This window comes from Halobacillus sp. ABA4_118 (genome assembly GCF_056160205.1).
The window spans coordinates 843,854-861,948 of the sequence record NZ_JBSWWS010000001.1; the positions used below are offsets into that span (position 1 = coordinate 843,854).

Genomic DNA, 18,095 nt, shown 5'->3' on the forward strand with positions numbered 1-18,095 from the left:
TCGAAAGGAGACAAGTCCCATGAATACACCCATTACAGCTCAGCGTTCCCCTTACCTATGGGAACCATCAAACGAACGAATCGAACAGTCGCATATCAAAGCTTTTGCTGACTATACCAATCAGGCGCTCTTCCCTTATGAACGGTTCCACCGCTGGTCCGTTTCCCACCTTTCCGAGTTTTGGTCAGCCGTATGGGATTACGCAGGGATCATTGGAGAAAAGGGAGACCGTGTGTTTGTTCCCGGTCCTTCGATGCCGGATAGTGCATGGTTTCCGGACGCCCGCTTGAATTTCGCTGAAAACCTGCTGCGCGGGTCGCTTGACCGGATCGCGGCCTATGAAGCGAATGAGGAAGGCCTCGCCCGAAGCATCACGCTGCAGGAACTGAAACAATCCGTGGCCAAAGCCCAGGAAGGGTTCAAACAATTGGGGGTCCAGGAAGGTGACTGTGTCGCCGGCATCACGACGAACGATATCCAGGGACTCGTCGCTCTGCTTGCCACGACATCATTAGGCGCCACCTGGACATCCTGCTCCCCGGACTTCGGAACAAAAGGAATCGTCGACCGCATTGGTCAGGTGAAACCGAAAGTATTGATCGCGGCACTCTCCTATCAATATAAGCAGAAGCCCTTCGATATCGAAGATAAAATCAAACAGACGACCGAGCACTTGGAAGGACTATCCGCGGTCGTCACGGTCGGAGGAGAAACGTCGATTGAAGACATCCCGACTCTATCCTGGAGCGAGCTTTGCCGCAATGAAGCCGAAGAGCCTGCGTTCCAACCCGTTCCCTTTAATCATCCCCTGTATATTTTATATACATCCGGAACGACGGGGCTTCCGAAAGCGATCGTCCATTCTGTCGGAGGCACCCTCCTGCAGCATGTGAAGGAACACCAGCTCCACTGTGATGTCCAGCAGGATGATGTGTTGTTCTGGTACACCAACACCGCCTGGATGATGTATCCGTGGCTCGTTTCCGGACTCGCCAGTGAAGCGGCCATCCTGTTGTATGACGGCTCTCCCGTAAGAAAGGATTCCCTCACCCATTTATGGGACATTGCGGATGAAGCCGGCATCACCCATTTCGGCACAAGCCCGAAATATTTAGACACACTGATGAAAGAAGAAGTTGATTTGAAAAGCAGTCATTCTCTTCACTCCTTGAAAAGTGTGCAGTCGTGCGGAGCTCCCCTGGCACCCGAGCAGTACACCTGGATCTATCAAACCATCAAAGAGGATCTGTTCCTCGCTTCCATTTCCGGCGGAACGGAAATCATCGGCTGTTTCGTGATGGGCTCTCCGGTCCACCCTCTGAAGCAGGGAGAAATCGCCTGCAAAGCGTTAGGGATGGCCGTGGATGTCTTGGATGAGCGCGGCGCATCGGTTTACGAAGAAAAAGGCGACCTTGTGTGTACGAAACCATTCCCAAGTATGCCGCTCACCTTCTTCGGTGAAGGCGGCGAAGAACGCTACAGGAAGAGCTACTTCTCCAAGCGGCCGGGAATTTGGACACACGGGGACTTAGCTGAACAAACCATCGATCAGTCCTTCATCATTTACGGACGGGCGGATACGACCTTGAATCCCGGCGGCGTCCGGATCGGGACGGCAGAAATCTACGGGGTCGTGGATCATATCAAGGACATTCAAGACAGCGTCGTATTCGGATTACCGAAGGATCATGATGAAGAAATCGTCCTCTGCATCGTGACCGAGCAGCTGACGGAAGACTTAGCGAAAGACATCCGCGGACAGATCAGGAAGAAGGCTTCTCCACGCCATGTACCGAAGCGGATTTATCAAGTCGAGGAAATCCCCCATACCATCAATGGAAAAAGAGTCGAAGGAGCAGCGAAAACAGCCGCTTTGGGAGAAGAAGTGAAGAATGAAGCTTCTCTGCGCAACCCATCCAGTCTGCAGGCGTTCCGCAAGCTCTCAGAAAGGACGTTCGTGTAATGACCACCGCCATCAAAGGGGCGATCACCGGCATCGGTGAATTGAAGCCCGTCCGTTATTCAGAAGGAAAAACCACCTTAAGCTTGATCGCAGAATCCGTCCGCCTCGCCGTCCAGGATGCCGGCCTTTCCAAGGATGACATCGACGGCCTCCTCGTCGGACCTCAAGTCGGGGAGACGCCGCAGCATGTGCCGGCGACGGTTTCCGAATACTTAGGAATCGATCCCACGATGTCCAACACCGTCGATCTCGGCGGAGCGACCGGGCCGGGGATGATCTGGAGAGCAGCCGCCGCCATCCAGGCAGGCATGTGTGAAACCGTCGTCTGTGTTTTGGCGAACAAAAATGAACGAGGGGAAACGCTACGCTCCCCCAACCGCAATCCGATCCGCGAATTTGATGTACCTTTTGGGGCTTCCGGAGCGAATACGTCCTATGCCCTGCTGAAACGTCAGCATATGGAAGAATACGGCTCCACTCAGGAAGACTTTGCAAGAATCGCTTGGTGGCACAGAAAAAATGCCCAGCTGAACCCGGATGCCATTTTTTATAATAAGCCGCTTGACCTTGAAGATATTCTCGCCTCTCCGATGATTTCCGATCCGCTTCATATGCTGGAAATCGTCATGCCGGTGGCCGGGGGCGCAGCCGTTGTGGTCACTTCTCCGGAGAAAGCAGCGAACGGGAAGCATAAACCGGTCTACTTAAAAGGAGCGGGGGAAAAAATCACCCACCGCGCGGTCAGCCAGGCACCATCCCTGGACGCCCTGCCGTTCAACGCTTCGATTCCAAGAGCACTGGAACATGCCGGGACAAACGTGGAAGAGATCGACCTTTTCTCCCTGTATGACTGTTATACGAGCGTCGTCGCCATCACCCTGGAAAGTGCAGGATTGTGTAAGCCCGGGGAGTTCGGAGAGTTCGTCAAAAACCACACCTTCGGACATGACGGGGATTATCCATTAAACACCCACGGCGGCCAGCTGGGCTTCGGCCAGGCCGACCTGGCCGGTGGCATGTCCCATGTCGTAGAAGCCGTCCATCAATTGCGAGGCGAAGCCGGGAACCGTCAAATCCCGGATGCCGCACAGGCCCTTGTGACAGGAAACGGCGCCACGTTAAGCGAAACGACGGCGCTTGTGTTAGGAGGAGAACAATGAGCCAGCAGCCAAACATTTCACTGCCCGGTCCAACGATCACCCCCATCAGCCAGCCTTTTTGGGAGAGCATCCAGGCCGGACATCTCAGCCTTCAGCAGTGTGACAAGTGTGAGCAGTGGGTCTTCTATCCCCGCGCGCACTGTCCCCACTGTTTTCATGATTCGTTAACATGGAAACAAGCATCCGGACGAGGGAAGTTGAAAACTTGGAGCGTCATCCATCGTGCGGGACATCCCGCCTGGCAGGCCCATACGCCTTATGTCGTCGGCGTCGTCGCCCTTGAAGAAGGACCTTCCTTATTAACGCACGTCCTGGTAGAAGAAAACGCCTTAACTCATAACCTGAACGTCGAAATCGACATCACTGACGTCGGTCCGCACCCCTTGCCATTCTTTAAAAAACAGGAGGAAACCACATGATCCTTACGTACTTCATTGCAGTAGCCCTATTCTGGCTGCTGGGATTAATCCTATGGAAGAATTTCTACACGACGAAGAAAGGAGAACATTAACCGATGCTTACAAGCTCCAGCGTATTACTATGGACCGTCATTATTTTACTAGCTGTATACTTTGCCGCTGTGACGTGGGTCGGTAAAAAAGGCCGGGCGCACAGCCAGTCGATGGCCGGCTTTGCAACGGCCCGCGGAAAAGTGAGCCCCTGGCTTGTCGGCGCAAGTTTCGCAACCAGTTACGCCAGTGCCAACCTGTTCATCGGTGTTCCGGGACTCGCCTACGAACACGGAACGGCCGTCCTCTGGTACACCCTCGGCTGCTTTGGTGTCAGCTGGGTGGGACTGCTGCTCTTTGCCAAAACGTTCTGGCGGTACGGAAAGAAATTCGGCCACGTGTCGACCCTTCCCGAGTGGCTTGGGAAGCGTTATAACTCGAAAGCCCTGCAGGCGATCGTTTCTTTACTGATCTTATTCAATGTGTATTATATCGTCGGGCAGAACGTCGGGCTTGCGACTATCTTTGAAACCGTCATCGGCATCCCCTACTCCTGGGGCATCATCATCGGTGTCGCCATCACGATTTTGTACATCGGCCTTGGCGGCGCCTTCGCACAGATCATTACCGACGGCATCCAGGGCATTCTGATGGCGGTCACTTCGATTTTCATCGTCGTATCCTTTTTCTGGACGATCGGTGGAGGGTGGAACGTCTTCGGTGTGCTGACCGACCGCCTGCACAGCATCGATCCGAACCTGACCGCCGCCATTGCTGACAGCGGCCCCTATAACAGTGCGCTCGCGATCATGGCCGTCCAGTTCCTGCTCTTCAGTTTCGTCCTGATGCCGCACCTGTTAAACAAAGTGCTCTCGATTGAAAAAGAGGAAGACCTGGCTCCGTTCACCTTATCCGCCGGCCTCGTGTTGTGCATCATTTCCACGCTGATGGTCCTCGGCGGACTCGCCGCCCGCGTCCTGTTCCCGAGCCTGCAGAGTGCCGATGCAGCGATTCCGACCTATGTCATTGAGGCCTTCCCGAGTTTCATCGCAGCCATCATGATCGTCGGCATCATCTCTGCGATCTTATCGAGCACAGACAGCCTGTACCTAGGCATTACGACAAGCATCGGCAACGACTTGTACCGCGTAGTCGCACCGATCCTGTCCTCGAAGAAAATGTCCGTCCAGGAGATGGACAACAAGTCGTTGAAAGTGGCTAAAGGATCCCTGATCGTCGTCGGCCTGCTGTCTCTCTACTTCTCGCTGGAACGACCAGAGTCGCTGGCCTTCCTGATCCAGTTCAGCTTCTCCGCGATCATATCCGGGATCATCGCACCGATCACCCTCGGGTACTTCTGGAACCGGGCGAATCACTACGGCGCGATTGCCGCTGTGGTGACAGGCGCTTCCTTATATGTCGCCTTTACAACGCTGAACGTATTCGGAAATATCTTCATTGCCATGTTCTTCAGTGCCGCTGCGGCCTTTATCATTATGGGCGTTGTGAGCGTGTTGACTGGTAAAGCGAAGGAAGAAAATCTGGTGTTGGAGAGATCCAGTTAATCTTCCATATATCAGAAAAAAATCTATAAAAGAAGCGTATCACCTCTGGTAGAAACCTAAGGATGGTACGCTTCTTTTCATGTTAAATGCCAATCAAGTAAAAAAAGACATTCTCGTTCTCACTAAACCTAACGCTAGCCTTTATGATCCCGCTATTCCCCATAAAAAAGTAACCATTATTTAAAGAAAGCGGCAACTTGACTCATCGTCTATGGTTGTTCCTTCCAATCCATACGATGATTTTCTTATGAAACCAATACCTCATACACTCATCCAAAAAGCAGTCGGAAAACATTTAAGGGATCTACGGTTAGCGCAGGGGCTCTCCCAGGAAGAGCTGGCGTACCGGCCGGGCATGCATCCGACGTATATCAGCGGCATAGAACGAGGACGAAGAAACCCGTCCATTACGAACTTTTACTATTTAGCTCATGCGCTGGACGTCCACCCTAAACAACTGATCCCTTCCATTCCATTAGACAAAAAAGGGGAGGAAAACGATGACTGATTCTTTAAAGAAAGAGTATTTACTCCTCCCCTCCTCAACTTCTTCCATCTATATTGAATTCCTCGGCCAAAATCCTGTTATGGCCATGACCTCTTGGAAACAGACCCATATTAAAGCGGAAGCCCCTACGAAATCAGAAGCCATTCAAGAGATATTAGTTATAATTAAACACGGTCCTTATTCTTTCTGAATTACGGACTTCCAACATGCATTTAATAGCGTAGTATGCAACACAAACTGTTGATACTACGATATCCTTTAATGATCTAACATTCTAGAGGTACACCAAAAAATGATTCTAAAATCATCGACACTTAAGCTACTTCTTCTCTAAATAAACTAAATTTTCAGAAGTCATCTGAAAATTGCCAATGTAATTAGGTTGAGTAGCGACATACTTTGTATTTATTTCAGTGACAATATAATCTCCTTTGTATTTGTGGTGGTCAATACTTACAATTGCCCCTTCGTTTGGTACCACCTCGGTCTCACAAGTAATAGGACTATTATGAATTATAAACTTCACTTCCACATGACCAACTCCTTTTTAAATAATTCCTTTTTCACATAAACACTAACTAAAAGAATTGTAATTTACAAACAATTGCAAGCAACTGTGTTAAAACCCTAAATGTATCGCCTTCTTCACCATTCAAGAGTATTATATAGTGGGAAAAGATAATACATGAAAATGCATGTAACTGCTAGACTAAATTCAACAGTTTCTGCTTGGAGGTTCAAGGAGTGGAAAGGTTGGAAAAGCATGTTTAAGTTCATCAGTTAAAAAGAGGAGTGTTCAGCATAGCGGCGATTGTCAGGAAATGAGACCTTTCGAGAAATATAGTTTATACGTACCTAGAGATGGAATTTCAAGAAGCAAACGAATAGAGGGCCCTCCGGAATGGGTCCACTCTATCAATCGGATTTTATCGTGGATCGTTAACCCTGAAATGAAGAATTGATTCTCTGTACCTAGGTATTTCATAGATTTGTAAATATATCCTCGAATCCTCCCGCAATAGGTCGGCCACCATGTATAATGAAACTACATGATTTTAATGGAAAGGTGTGGGTCTATGAACAAGAAGTATGTCCTGCTTGTACTGGCAGGTATTTTGATTATCGGCGGCATGGCCTTCTTTACAATGAATGCTGTACAGGCCGATACAGCCGAAGAGATCTATAAAAAAGCAAAAGCTGCTTTTGAGAATGAGGAATATGAGGAAAGTGCAGAGCTTTATCACGATGTGCTTGATATGGACCCTTCTCATGAAAAGGCACGGCTTGAACTCGGGGAATCATACATAGCTTTATCTGACTATGAAGCAGCCGTAGAGGTTCTAAACGATGGAATCTATGAACTTCCGGAACGCGCTTCCAATTACACGGCTTTATCCGATGTCTTCCTCATGCAAAAAAAAGTAGGAAAAGCCGTCAGTACTCTTGATAAAGGCTTGAATTACAGCGAGAAAGAACCCATTCAGGAAAAGCTGGACCAAATCAATGACAAGATTTCCGTTCATTTGGAACGATCAATGGTCCAGGAAGGGTACAAACGGGATTTGGAACTCGTTTGGGAAGACAACGACGGAAACCTTGTTCCTCTGGAGGCAGACTGGGAAGTGGAGGATCCTTCCATTGGAAAGATTGTCGTAGATGAAGAAAGTGGAGTGAATCAATTCTCCGCTGATGCCACTGGAAAAACCATCGTATCAGCGGTCTGGGAATCCCTTACCTATTCAAAAGGCGTGGAAGTAGCCGAGCAGGTGCTGGATGAGGTAACGGTCGATCCGGAAAACATTGAGCCTCTGGCGGTCGGACAATCGGTAGACATTTCTGCATCCGGGGTCGATGAATCCGGAGAGGATATGGACATCTCACCGGATTGGTCCACAGAGAAAGACCTGATTGAAATTGACACAGATGGAGCTTCCGACGAAATATCGATAACCGCTGTTGAAGAAGGAATCGATACCTTAACGTTGGAATACCAAACCTATACCAAAGAGATCAAAGTGAAAGTGCAAGGCGATGAAAACATAATCGAAACGAGTGCTGAAGGATATGGCAGCGTCACGATATATCCTGAGATGGACGCCTATCCAACCGGCGAAGAAATCACCTTTGACGCTCATCCGGAGGACGGATGGGAATTTGTCCGCTGGGAAGGGGATATCGATTCCGATGAAACGGACGCTTCCGTAAATTGGACAGTGGAAGGTTCCATGGCTGTGACCGCTGTATTCGAGCCGGTAAGCTATGATCTGAATTTATCCATAGAGGGAGAAGGTAGAATCGTCCGAGACTCCCTGGCCACCACCTACAGCCATCTGGCTGATGTGTCTTTAAGACCAAGAGCCGCGGACGGATGGGAATTTGTCCGCTGGGAAGGATCGTATGCAGGAACGGAAGCGGATATCCATGTCAGTATGGATGAAGATAAGTCTTTAACCGCCGTGTTTGAAAAGAAAGCAGACGAAGAACCGGAAGAACCCGTAGAAGATGAACCACAACCTGAAAAAGAACCCGAATCAGATCCTGCGCCTGAGCCTACTATGTATCAATTAAATGTAGGGATAAACGGGCAGGGGAACATTCATAAAGATAAGTCAGGAAGCCAGTTCAGCAAGGGAACGATGGTGAACTTAAGCGCCGTACCTAAAGAAGGATGGACGTTTGCTGGATGGAGCACGGGAAGCTATTCTTCCAACATCAGTATCACGATGAACAGCGACCGGGCAATCTCAGCGAATTTCAAGAAGAAAGCGGAGCCGGAACCGGATCCAGAACCAAAGCCGGAGCCAGACCCCGAACCTGAACCGGAGCCGGAACCAAAGCCCGAGCCTGAAACAGAGCGATTCACACTTTCTACTTCCGTGGAAGGAGAAGGATCCGTTGAGGCTTCCGAAAAGGATGTACAGGCAGGCGGTAACGTCACGGTCACCGCTTCACCTGCAGAAGGCTGGACGTTTGTCCGGTGGAAGGGGGACCTTAGTGGTTCGAAGCGGTCTGCGACGTTCATGATGGATAAGGACAAGAGTGTAACTGCTGTATTTGAAAAGAAAGAAGAATAAAAAGAGGAAGAGGCTTTCAGCCTCTTCCTCTTTATCTTTCCCAGGATGTTCCTTCTTTGATGACTTGCGCAGGAAAGCCGGCAATGACCGTATTTTCCTGCTTGAATTTCTTGGTCACAACAGAACTGGCTCCAATGATACTGTCATTAGGGATTTCCGCTCCTTTGAGTATCACAACTTCTGCCCCAACCCACACATGATCTCCAATAATCACAGTCTCTGCATCATTGATAGCCTTCCCTGATTCCACTTCAATGATCGGATGAGAATCAGAAGTACGGACTTTGATAGCTGTTGAGAATAAGCAGTCTTCTCCGATTATGATATCCTGCCCATCTCTGGCCAGAAGAGTCGCATTCCCAAAAGTGGTCTTATCCCCAATCATCACTTTTTGATTGTCCCCTGTGATAACTATCTTTCCAACAACACTGCAATTTTCACCAATAGAAACTAAGTTATTATTTCCCTTAATTTCTATTTGGAGCTTCCTGCAGGAAGACCCTTTACCAACAACAATGTTATTGTCTGTCCCGCTTATGTTAATATCCAGGTTATAATTTTTAGATCGATCATCAATTTCAAGAAAGTTTTTTTTCCCTTTTACATTCGTTTTTAACGTCTGTGGTTGTTCTCTTAGCTCCATGAAAAAGGCCCCTTCCAAAACATTAGTAGGTTGATGAGTAGTTATATTGAAGTGAATTTATTCTACAGTAATCACTGGTTTCAATGTTCTTTGCAACTGTTCTTCGATTTTCTTCGATGCGTTCAAATCAAAAGTTCCATCACTCAACTGATCAGCAGCCCAATTCCAACCTTCATCGGTCAGAGAGTTCTCTCCAGAATGAATCAGTTCAGTAATCTTATTCTCGAGTTCATTAAAGCTGTATACAGCAGGCAGTCCGGCCTTTTCCCAGAACAAATCAAAATCAATGTACTTGATAGCGAGAGATGGTTGGTTCAACAGAGCTGCTTCAAAGAGCATTGTGCTGTTGATCGAAAGAATAGTATCAGCATGCAGGATAGCATCCTGTGGTGCAATTGGTGTATTATCCAGCCCTTCCAGATAGACGTGGGACATGGACTGCAGTTTCTCAAGCATCGGCTTATCGATGAGCTTATCACCCAGGGCAGGTGGAAGACGGAGAATCAACTGATAATCATTGCTCTCACTGATTTTCACTAAATCTTTTATAATTTTGTTCTGAGCAAACCGTGCATCCTCTTCATGATACTGGGAATCGAGCGGCTGCATAACGAAGAGCATTGTTTTCTTGTTCACATCAAATTTGATACTACTAAAGAATTCTTCCTTCGTGATGGCAGGCTGATAGTTCTTATTCACATCGAACTTCGGAGTACCCACGTTAATGATACGGCTCTCGTCATATCCTCTGGAAGCGAAAATATCCTTTTGAATATTTCCCCATGCTAGTACGTAATCCGAAACCGGGCAGTCAATCCCAGTGACGACATCAAGGTAATACATATCCATTTTAGCGAATACAGACTCATGTGGGATTAGGAAAGTCGGAATCCCTAATTCTTTACAGGCTTCAATAAAGATGTAGATCGGCGCAATCCAGTCAAGCGTGACGGCCACACCGTCTACTCCCATATAATGTTCAGCCAGATGAGCCTTGATATGCTTTTTCAAACGAACGCGGTTTTCCCTTGCATAGCTGTTGATTTTACTTCTGTAAGCAGAATCATCTACGTTCTTAAAGTAGCGGAAAGGAATAAAATTCAGATGGGTCCGATCATCAATGATTTTGATGTGACCGTTCGTGGACCGCTCAATCCAAGGCATATACAAAATATTGAGTCGTCCTTCTTCGATTGCATCAGCAGCGGTTGGGTCCATCTCCAGGTACGTATCGGAAAAGCTCTCCCACTGATTCACACTCTCTGATATAAGAGAGTGAATCGCAGACACATCTTTAACTTTACTTAAGTTCAGTTTGCCGGTCCTTATATCGCAGTGATAGACCTGATTATTGATCAACAGGTTCCTTTCACTCTCATTCGGTTTCTTCCATTGCAAATGCTTGCGTCCAGATACTCCTTCTTCTTCAACAAACAAATCCCACGGGCCGTCATCGATAGATTCCTGTTTAAAGAAGATCTGCTTCGTCAATATGGAAAATGTCAGTTCTTTCTTATCATAATCAATGCTTTTCGGCTTTAATCTGATAAACCCGCCTGTAGAAGAATTCTCCATGTAGAAGCTTAATTGATCATATTTCTCTTTATCTCGAATGTTGGTTTTTACTTTCATCGTAATGTTGCCGACCTTAGTGAATTTAATGTGACTAACAGAGAATGTTGTTTCTTTCGGTTGGAACTTATCGATATAATACCGAGCGTTTTCCTTATAATTATAGGTTGGGTTAATATCGATCATTTTCTGAACAAGTCTCTTCACAGATTGAGCATCTGCATCCGGGTAATAGGTCTCTGCAAAGTAATGGAACCTCAGGAAGTATAAAAACTTCTCAATGAGCGTTGTGTTTACTTTTCTCGTTACGAGGGATTTGAATTGAGTAATTAAGTTATACGGGGTCACGTTTTCTACGATACCATCGATATTGTAAAAAGCGTCTCCTAATGTCACAACGTTACGGTTGTACATTAAAGCTTCGATACCAACAGTGGAATTGATCGTTATGACCATCTTGGCGTGCCTGACCAGCTGCGTGGAGTCCCCTTCTTCAAGCAGGACAGCGGTTTCCCCGTAGGTTTTGCATACCTCCCGCAAGCCTTCCAGGTAGAAATTATCCCCATCATTTTTATAGTGGGGATGGATTTTGAATACCACCTTCAGCTTCGTATTATTAGCTTTATTATAATTGGTAACAGCCGTCAGACTATAGAGCATAAGTTCTCTCATCGTTTTAATTCTACGGGAATGAGAGATTGTTTGAGAATCTGTTTCTAACTGGAAGGGTACAAACACATACTCTCCCTTGATTGGACGGGTTTCAGGATCAGGTACGGGAGCCGGGGCTTCCGTGGACGAAGGCTTGGTATCATCATATTTCCGGCTTAACGTATCATCTATTTCGGCAATTTCGGGCTGGTAGAGGTACGTATTGAATTTATCCTGATCCATTTCCAGGTCTTCATAGAAGTCTCTTGTTCGGGGCACAGAGTTTTCAAAGTTCACTCCATTGGCATCCACCATAAGTGTGTGAGGACGGAAGTATCCATTTTCCATGACTACAAGTTTCTTCTTATTCTTTTTCGCATAATGACTCATCGCCCGCGGGATATATCCGGCTCCCCATACAACAATCATATCTATATTGAATTGTTCATCGTATTCCCTGAGGTTCTCGAGAATGCGGAGGGTGTTATGTTTGAAGAGTCTGGTTTGGTCTTTATTTTTCGTTTTCTTGAACTTTTCTACATCAAAATTAATAATATCGTTTAATTCTTTATCCGAGTACTTCTCGTATTCATTGTACTGGAAATCAACATGGCTTTTCAGTTCCACCATTGGTACATCAATGCCAAGCTCCTTAAAGGTAGCGAGGTCTGTAATCTCATTTCTATACAAGTAATAGCATTGATGACCTTTTTCTTTGAATTCATCCATGATTTTCTTCAAAAATATAGGCTGACCTGTAAACTTCCCTTTGATTTTCATAAAGCTTAACCCGTAAATAAACACATTCATATCTCTCACTCCCGCCCTTAATGTCTACCTCAAGATTTTATTTTTCATAAAGACCAGTGTACTTCTTACATAGCCCTTTTTCGCATTTAAAGGCATATCTTTGTATCTGCCTTTCACTTTGACGTAGAGCTGGTCTTTCAATGACTCATATTTTTGAGAAAAAGATTTATCCCCATTAAAGTTGAGAAAGAAATGTTTCTTATAGCTCATTTGTACGCTTTCGTATTGAGGCATTTTATTTTTCCCCAGCGTACTGTGATTTTTAGTAAAAGGCAGGATGATGTTCCTTCCATCTACCTCAAACATGACCATGAGTTTAAATTGCATATACTTTTTGTAATCCGGGAGATCTCTTATATCGATAACGGCTTTAAACCCGGAATAATCATAGTTGTCATGTTTACCGGCGAATATGAACGTAACGTCTTTTCTAGTTTTCTTCTCTAATTCTTTCACAACAATCGCTTTTCGATTACGAGGGCTTTGGTCTTCGAAAAGGAGACGTATGTTTTTTATTCTTTTAGGACTGATCTTCCTTAAGAAGCAGAATCCTTCTATAATGATTTGACTGCCTTCCATTCTCAGGCTTTCAATCTCATTCGTCATCTTATATTCGTGTTTCTTCTTAAGATTGAATTGATTCAGTTCTACAGTCTCGATCATACGATTGGCTGTCATACCTTTGTTTCCTCCCCTTTCGAAACCTTGTTTTCACTTAAATATTGAATGACATCAAAAATACTGCCCCGTTGGTTTGTATATGGATTTAAATATCTTGGATATAACATGTAAGCCGCTGCAAACAGCTCTGTGAATGTCCGTCTTCTGGTTCTACGTGCGATATACTGACGATCGTGGGTCAATCCCCACCCTGCGTAAAATGGCATGCCGAAGCAGTGAACCTCCTTATTCATGAGTAAAGCCTCAAAGCCTAATTGGGAGGTGACGACATACACTTTATCCACTTTCTCCAACAGGGACAGTGGATTGCAGTTATCATAAATAAATACTGTATCTTCCTGAACATCATGCTGCTCTATATTCGCCTGTTTTTTACCGGTAATCACATCCGGATGTGTCTTCACATACACATCATGGTGCGGATTATCCTGAACAGCTTTTTCATACATTTCTTTAAACAGTTCTTTACTACCAAGGCCTAATTCTATCGACATATCACCAAGCGTTTGATCAACAATAAGCACTTGTTTACGACCGGTAGGCTTAAACACATCAGGTTCGACCATCGGAGCATGATTATATTTACTAAGGTAATGCTTTCGAATTAATTGGATTGCTTGATCCGCTTGGTCAAGAAGCTTCGGTGACTCCCAATCACGCGCATTCAATATGTTTTCAAGTCTCGAGGGTCTTGTTGCGTCATAGTAAATGCCCACATCATCTACACATATAGAAAGGGAAGGGGATCCATCCACACCTAATCCCACCGATCTTAGGAACCCGTCTTCCATACCTAAGTATGGAACATGATATTTCGCACTGAAGTCCTGGGCTTTTTTCGCACTTGGCTTCATTCCCCAGCCTGCTATGAAACTCAAATTCTCAGCGTTATCTTTCGGTTTTTCAATAATTTCTCCGTTCACAAAGCTTTCCAGATGTGGAATGTCCAGCATTCCTTGGGACAGAACACCGATTCTGCTATTGTTTTCTCCATCAATCTCAAGGTATGGAGCAGGGTCTTTCTTTGGATCAAGAGGTCCTCCATCCACTGTTGAATGAGTCGTTACAGGATCTTTGCAATGATTTCTATTCCCTTCCACCCTGTTTACCTGCTTCATCATTTCAACGGCCTCTTCTGGCTGGATCAATTGAGAAGAGAATGGATGGTAGTAGGCCGTATGCATAAGCCCTGCTGCCGCAAATACTTCAATTGGTGTATGAGTTCGTTTTCTATCTAGTGAGGCTATATCTTTGGTGAACCCCCAGCCTGCGTAATAAGGGGACCCGAGCACCGTAACCTGCTTTCCGTATAACGCTGCTTCCAGACCACCATTCGAATCAATGGTATACACTTCATCCACAACAGAAAGCCAGTCCTTCAATTGTGTAGGTTCTTTTAATAGGACAGCTGCGTGTTCCATATCCCTGTAGGTAAAGGTATCTTCCCCTGATTGAATATCCTCCGGATGCGGTTTGAAAATCAATTGGGCATCCGGTTCGTTTATTCGTGCATACCAAATCAAGTCTTTATTGGTGGTTTCTGTGAATGACCCTGTATACCTCGGAGAAGCTTCATTGTTTCCTAAAACCAGGACCGTTTTTCTTCTGCTTCCATTATATAGGTGATCAATGTCACTGCCAGGCGTCTGGTTATACCCAGAAAGTCCTGAAGAATGATAAGAGTGAATGAGGTCATGAGATTTCTGCGTTACATCATCCGCCTCAAAGTCATAATCATTCAGGAATGAAACCAGCCCATTTGCCTGTTCTTCATGACAGTTAAATTGAGCAGTCGTCAAGGAAGAGGAAATGGTATTATGATGATTCCCTACCGTGGCAAACAGCCCTCTGTTGATCAACTGAATGTTCCATCCGTTCTTTTCTGCCTTATGGATTTGGGTTCGATATTTAGCTTTGTCCCGCACAAACAGCGTGATATCGATACCAATCATTCTCTCTGCTTCTTCCATTTGAACAAAAGTATGTTCTGGATACAGGGTGCTTAACACTTTCTCTTGATCTTTCGTAAGCCCCCACATTACAGCATACTGTTTCTCAGAGTGTGATTGGTTGATATCTCTTAGTTCTTTAATAAGAGACACAGCTTCCTCCGCTTCGATATCCGCTCTTGTAAACGGGTGCTGATACTTTGGATATAGAATGTAGGCAGCAGCAAAAACTTCTTCCAAGGATAACGTTCGTTGTCTGCGGGATACTTCCTGACGGTCGTCGGTAAGCCCCCACCCTGAATAAAACGGAGCTCCAAGGGTAGTTACTGGAATCTCTCTCATCAATGCTTCAAATCCGGATAGAGAAGTAATAGTATACACATGATCAATGGTTTTGAAGGAATCGCTTAAACTAAGAGGAGTCACTATAACGTTGGCAATAGACCTCACGTCGTCTGGATTGGATTGTCTCGGTCTTTTATTAAATAGAACATCAGGATGAGGTTTATAAATAATTTCAGCATTTGGATTTTCCGATTTCGCTATCCAGACAAGCTCGTTGTTTGTCATAGGTTTAGAGCATCCGCGTTTAATGGACTGATCATCTTCCACCTGACCAACTACTAAGATTCTCTTTTTCCGTTTCTCCCCATAAATCTCATGTACATCTTTGGATTCGACGTTATTGTACTTGCTGATAGAGAGATCATTTAGTTTCTGAATTAGCTTTTTGGCTCTTTCTAATAATAGTGGATCAGCTTGAAAATCATATGTATTAAGAATATCTTCCAAATCACTAGGTTTCTGCGCATCATAATACAGAGCCTGCGAATCCAGGCAGATGGAGAGCGGCTTGCTCTTCGACGCTCCTAAATCCACCGATCTGATAAACCCGTCTTCTAGTCGGTAGTAGGGAATGTCTTTATTCTTGACGTATTTTTCGATTTCAGGGGTATCCTTGTAGCCCCATACAACAAAAATCACGTCCTTGTACCGATGCAGTTCATTTTTAATCGTGTGGATATTCATACCATCCGGTAAAAACTTCACTTCATAATCATGCAGGAAGGATTGAATGTGTGCGTACTTCCATTTACTGAAGCCCAAAAGAACAGCGACGGGCTTCTCAGTCTTTACTTTGGGCATGATCTTCTTCTGTAAAACAGCTAATTCCATAAAGAGGGTGTTGCCGATGACTTTTTTTAGTTTTTTTCTGTATTTCTTCACATTTATTCCTCCCTGAATATTAGCTCTTTACTATAGAATCAATCGCTTCTTCAATACTGATTTTCTTTTTTGTATGAGGATTGATATAAGCTGGGTATAAGATATAGGCTCCTGCAAACAATTCTTCTATAGATAATATACGTTTCCGCCTTGATACTTCCTGCCGGTCATCCGTCAGTCCCCATCCGGAATAAAACGGAGCTCCGACAGTTGTCACTTTGATTCCTCTCAACATGGCTTCAAATCCAGTTAAAGAAGTAATGGTATAAAGGTGGTCGATGGTTTGAAAAGCATCATCTATACTCAAGGGCTCTTCAATCACTTTTGCTATATCCATGATCTCTTCCGGGTTGGATAATCTTTCTCTGCGTCCCATCAGCACATCAGGATGGGGCTTATAAATCACTTCATCGCCGGGGTTTTCCTTCACGGCTAATCGAACTAGATCGTTATTCGTCCACGCCTGCCTGCTCCCCATTTTTATAGATGCATCATCTTCCACTTGGCCGATCACCAAGACCCTTCTTCCCCGCTTGGAACCGTACACTTCTGATATATCCTTCTCTTGTACATGATTATATTTGCTCACCTTTAATTTCAGCAGTTGGCGGATAATGTTCTCCGAACGTTCTAACAACACTGGGTCTGATGAGAAATCATAATGGTTTAGAATGTCCTCAAGGTCGCTTTCCTTTGTTGAATCAAAATACATCCCCTTGGTATCTAAACACATGGAATAAGGAGGCGTATGCATTGAGCCTAATCCAGCAGAACGCAGGAAACCATCTTCAATCCTGTAAATGGGAACCTTTTCGTCCTTTGCAAGCTTTTGAATGGCTGCTTCATGACTGTATCCCCAGTTTACGATGACTTTATAGGGCACACGTTTCATCATGAACTTCAAAAGGAACATCGGATTTCCTAAGGGGATGAACTTTACTTCATAGTCTTTGAGATATGGGTGCACGTAATTCCGCTTCCATTTCGAAACATTGAATACAAGAGCCACTGTTCTCTCACTGGAGTGGATTGGTTTAAACATGAATTCTATAAATAAAAGTAAAACCTGCACGTTTTTCACCAGACGTTTTACTGATTCTTTCAAACGATTGTTCATAAATGCCTCACGAAACATTTTCCTTTTTCTTTTTAATGATTTCATCATAAACGTCGACAGCGTCCCGTATTTCACCTTCGTAGGCCACCATGCCTTCGTCGATGACTATGCCCTTTTCACAGACCTGCTTCACCTGGGCTTTACTATGAGAAACAAATACGATCGTTTTACCTTTTAAATACTGCTTAATCGCTGCAAGAGCCTTTTCACGGAATTTAGCATCACCTACGGCCAGCACTTCATCCAGCAATACAATATCTGAATCAACATGGATCGCAATAGAAAAACCAAGTCTTACTCTCATTCCAGACGAATATTGTTTAACCGGCTTATCTATATGACTCCCAAGCTCTGAAAACTCGATAATATCGCCGATGATTAAGTCCACTTCTTTTTCCTTTAAACCCAGTACAACGCCATTAATGTATATATTCTCTCTACCTGTCAGCTCTTTATGGAAGCCGGCCCCTAATTCTATAAGCCCGCCTATTTTCCCATTAATTTTTATATTTCCTTTGGTAGGAGAAGTAACGCCCAGAATCAACTTAAGAAGTGTACTCTTCCCTGAGCCGTTCCCGCCAAGAATAGCTACAGATTCTCCCGGCTTGACAGAGAAGGATACATCTTTAATCGACCAGTGGCTGTCCTTCGCCTGCTTCCTTAAGCTGAAGTGGTTAAGGGGGTTGGATAGAAACTCCTTCCCCACGCCATTTACTTGAATTGCGT

At 45.3% G+C, this 18,095-nt stretch carries 12 protein-coding genes and 1 pseudogene; 7 read left to right on the top strand and 6 right to left on the bottom strand.

What is annotated here, in order from left to right; genetic code table 11:
* Positions 1-19 precede the first annotated feature (19 nt).
* From ACXAGL_RS04210 to ACXAGL_RS04240, 7 genes are all read left to right on the top strand, one after another.
* A complete protein-coding gene (locus ACXAGL_RS04210) occupies positions 20-1,963 on the top strand; it encodes an acetoacetate--CoA ligase (RefSeq protein ID WP_474990043.1) in 1,944 nt (647 codons plus the stop codon).
* Entirely contained in the window at positions 1,963-3,123 is a 1,161-nt protein-coding gene (locus ACXAGL_RS04215) for a thiolase family protein (RefSeq protein ID WP_474990045.1), read from the top strand. The genes ACXAGL_RS04210 and ACXAGL_RS04215 overlap by 1 nt, the downstream gene beginning before the upstream one ends.
* Positions 3,120-3,542, top strand: a complete 423-nt coding sequence (locus ACXAGL_RS04220) for a Zn-ribbon domain-containing OB-fold protein (RefSeq protein WP_474990047.1) — start codon at positions 3,120-3,122, stop codon at positions 3,540-3,542. Before ACXAGL_RS04215 ends, ACXAGL_RS04220 begins: the two co-directional genes overlap by 4 nt.
* Positions 3,543-3,637: 95 nt before the next feature.
* Positions 3,638-5,137 carry a sodium:solute symporter family transporter gene (locus ACXAGL_RS04225; protein WP_474990049.1) on the top strand — a complete coding sequence of 500 codons (1,500 nt, stop codon included), beginning with the start codon at positions 3,638-3,640 and terminating at the stop codon, positions 5,135-5,137.
* A 247-nt stretch (positions 5,138-5,384) separates the two neighbouring features.
* Positions 5,385-5,645, top strand: coding sequence for a helix-turn-helix domain-containing protein (locus ACXAGL_RS04230; RefSeq protein ID WP_474990051.1), 261 nt, complete (start codon positions 5,385-5,387; stop codon positions 5,643-5,645).
* Complete coding sequence (locus ACXAGL_RS04235; RefSeq protein WP_474990053.1) at positions 5,638-5,835, top strand: hypothetical protein; 198 nt, start codon at positions 5,638-5,640, stop codon at positions 5,833-5,835. The genes ACXAGL_RS04230 and ACXAGL_RS04235 overlap by 8 nt, the downstream gene beginning before the upstream one ends.
* An 886-nt stretch (positions 5,836-6,721) precedes the next feature.
* A complete protein-coding gene (locus tag ACXAGL_RS04240; RefSeq protein WP_474990055.1) occupies positions 6,722-8,719 on the top strand; it encodes an InlB B-repeat-containing protein in 1,998 nt (665 codons plus the stop codon).
* Positions 8,720-8,750: 31 nt separating this feature from the next.
* On the opposite strand, the gene ACXAGL_RS04245 is transcribed toward ACXAGL_RS04240, so the two are convergent.
* The 6 genes and pseudogenes from ACXAGL_RS04245 to ACXAGL_RS04270 all read right to left on the bottom strand — a co-directional run.
* Positions 8,751-9,362, bottom strand: coding sequence for an acyltransferase (locus ACXAGL_RS04245; protein ID WP_474990057.1), 612 nt, complete (start codon positions 9,360-9,362; stop codon positions 8,751-8,753).
* Positions 9,363-9,419: 57 nt separating this feature from the next.
* Positions 9,420-12,395 (bottom strand): capsular polysaccharide export protein, LipB/KpsS family, encoded by a 2,976-nt coding sequence (locus ACXAGL_RS04250; RefSeq protein WP_474990059.1) that lies wholly within the window; start codon positions 12,393-12,395, stop codon positions 9,420-9,422.
* Positions 12,396-12,419: 24 nt separating this feature from the next.
* The gene (locus ACXAGL_RS04255; protein WP_474990061.1) at positions 12,420-13,073 is read right to left on the bottom strand and encodes a hypothetical protein; all 654 of its coding nucleotides are present in this window, start codon (positions 13,071-13,073) and stop codon (positions 12,420-12,422) included.
* Complete coding sequence (locus tag ACXAGL_RS04260) at positions 13,070-16,252, bottom strand: capsular polysaccharide export protein, LipB/KpsS family (RefSeq protein ID WP_474990063.1); 3,183 nt, start codon at positions 16,250-16,252, stop codon at positions 13,070-13,072. Before ACXAGL_RS04260 ends, ACXAGL_RS04255 begins: the two co-directional genes overlap by 4 nt.
* A gap of 19 nt (positions 16,253-16,271) precedes the next feature.
* Positions 16,272-17,369, bottom strand: coding sequence for a capsular polysaccharide export protein, LipB/KpsS family (locus ACXAGL_RS04265; protein ID WP_474990065.1), 1,098 nt, complete (start codon positions 17,367-17,369; stop codon positions 16,272-16,274).
* Positions 17,370-17,376: 7 nt separating this feature from the next.
* A pseudogene (locus ACXAGL_RS04270) lies at positions 17,377-17,997 on the bottom strand (ABC transporter ATP-binding protein); the annotation flags it as partial.
* Positions 17,998-18,095 lie beyond the last annotated feature (98 nt).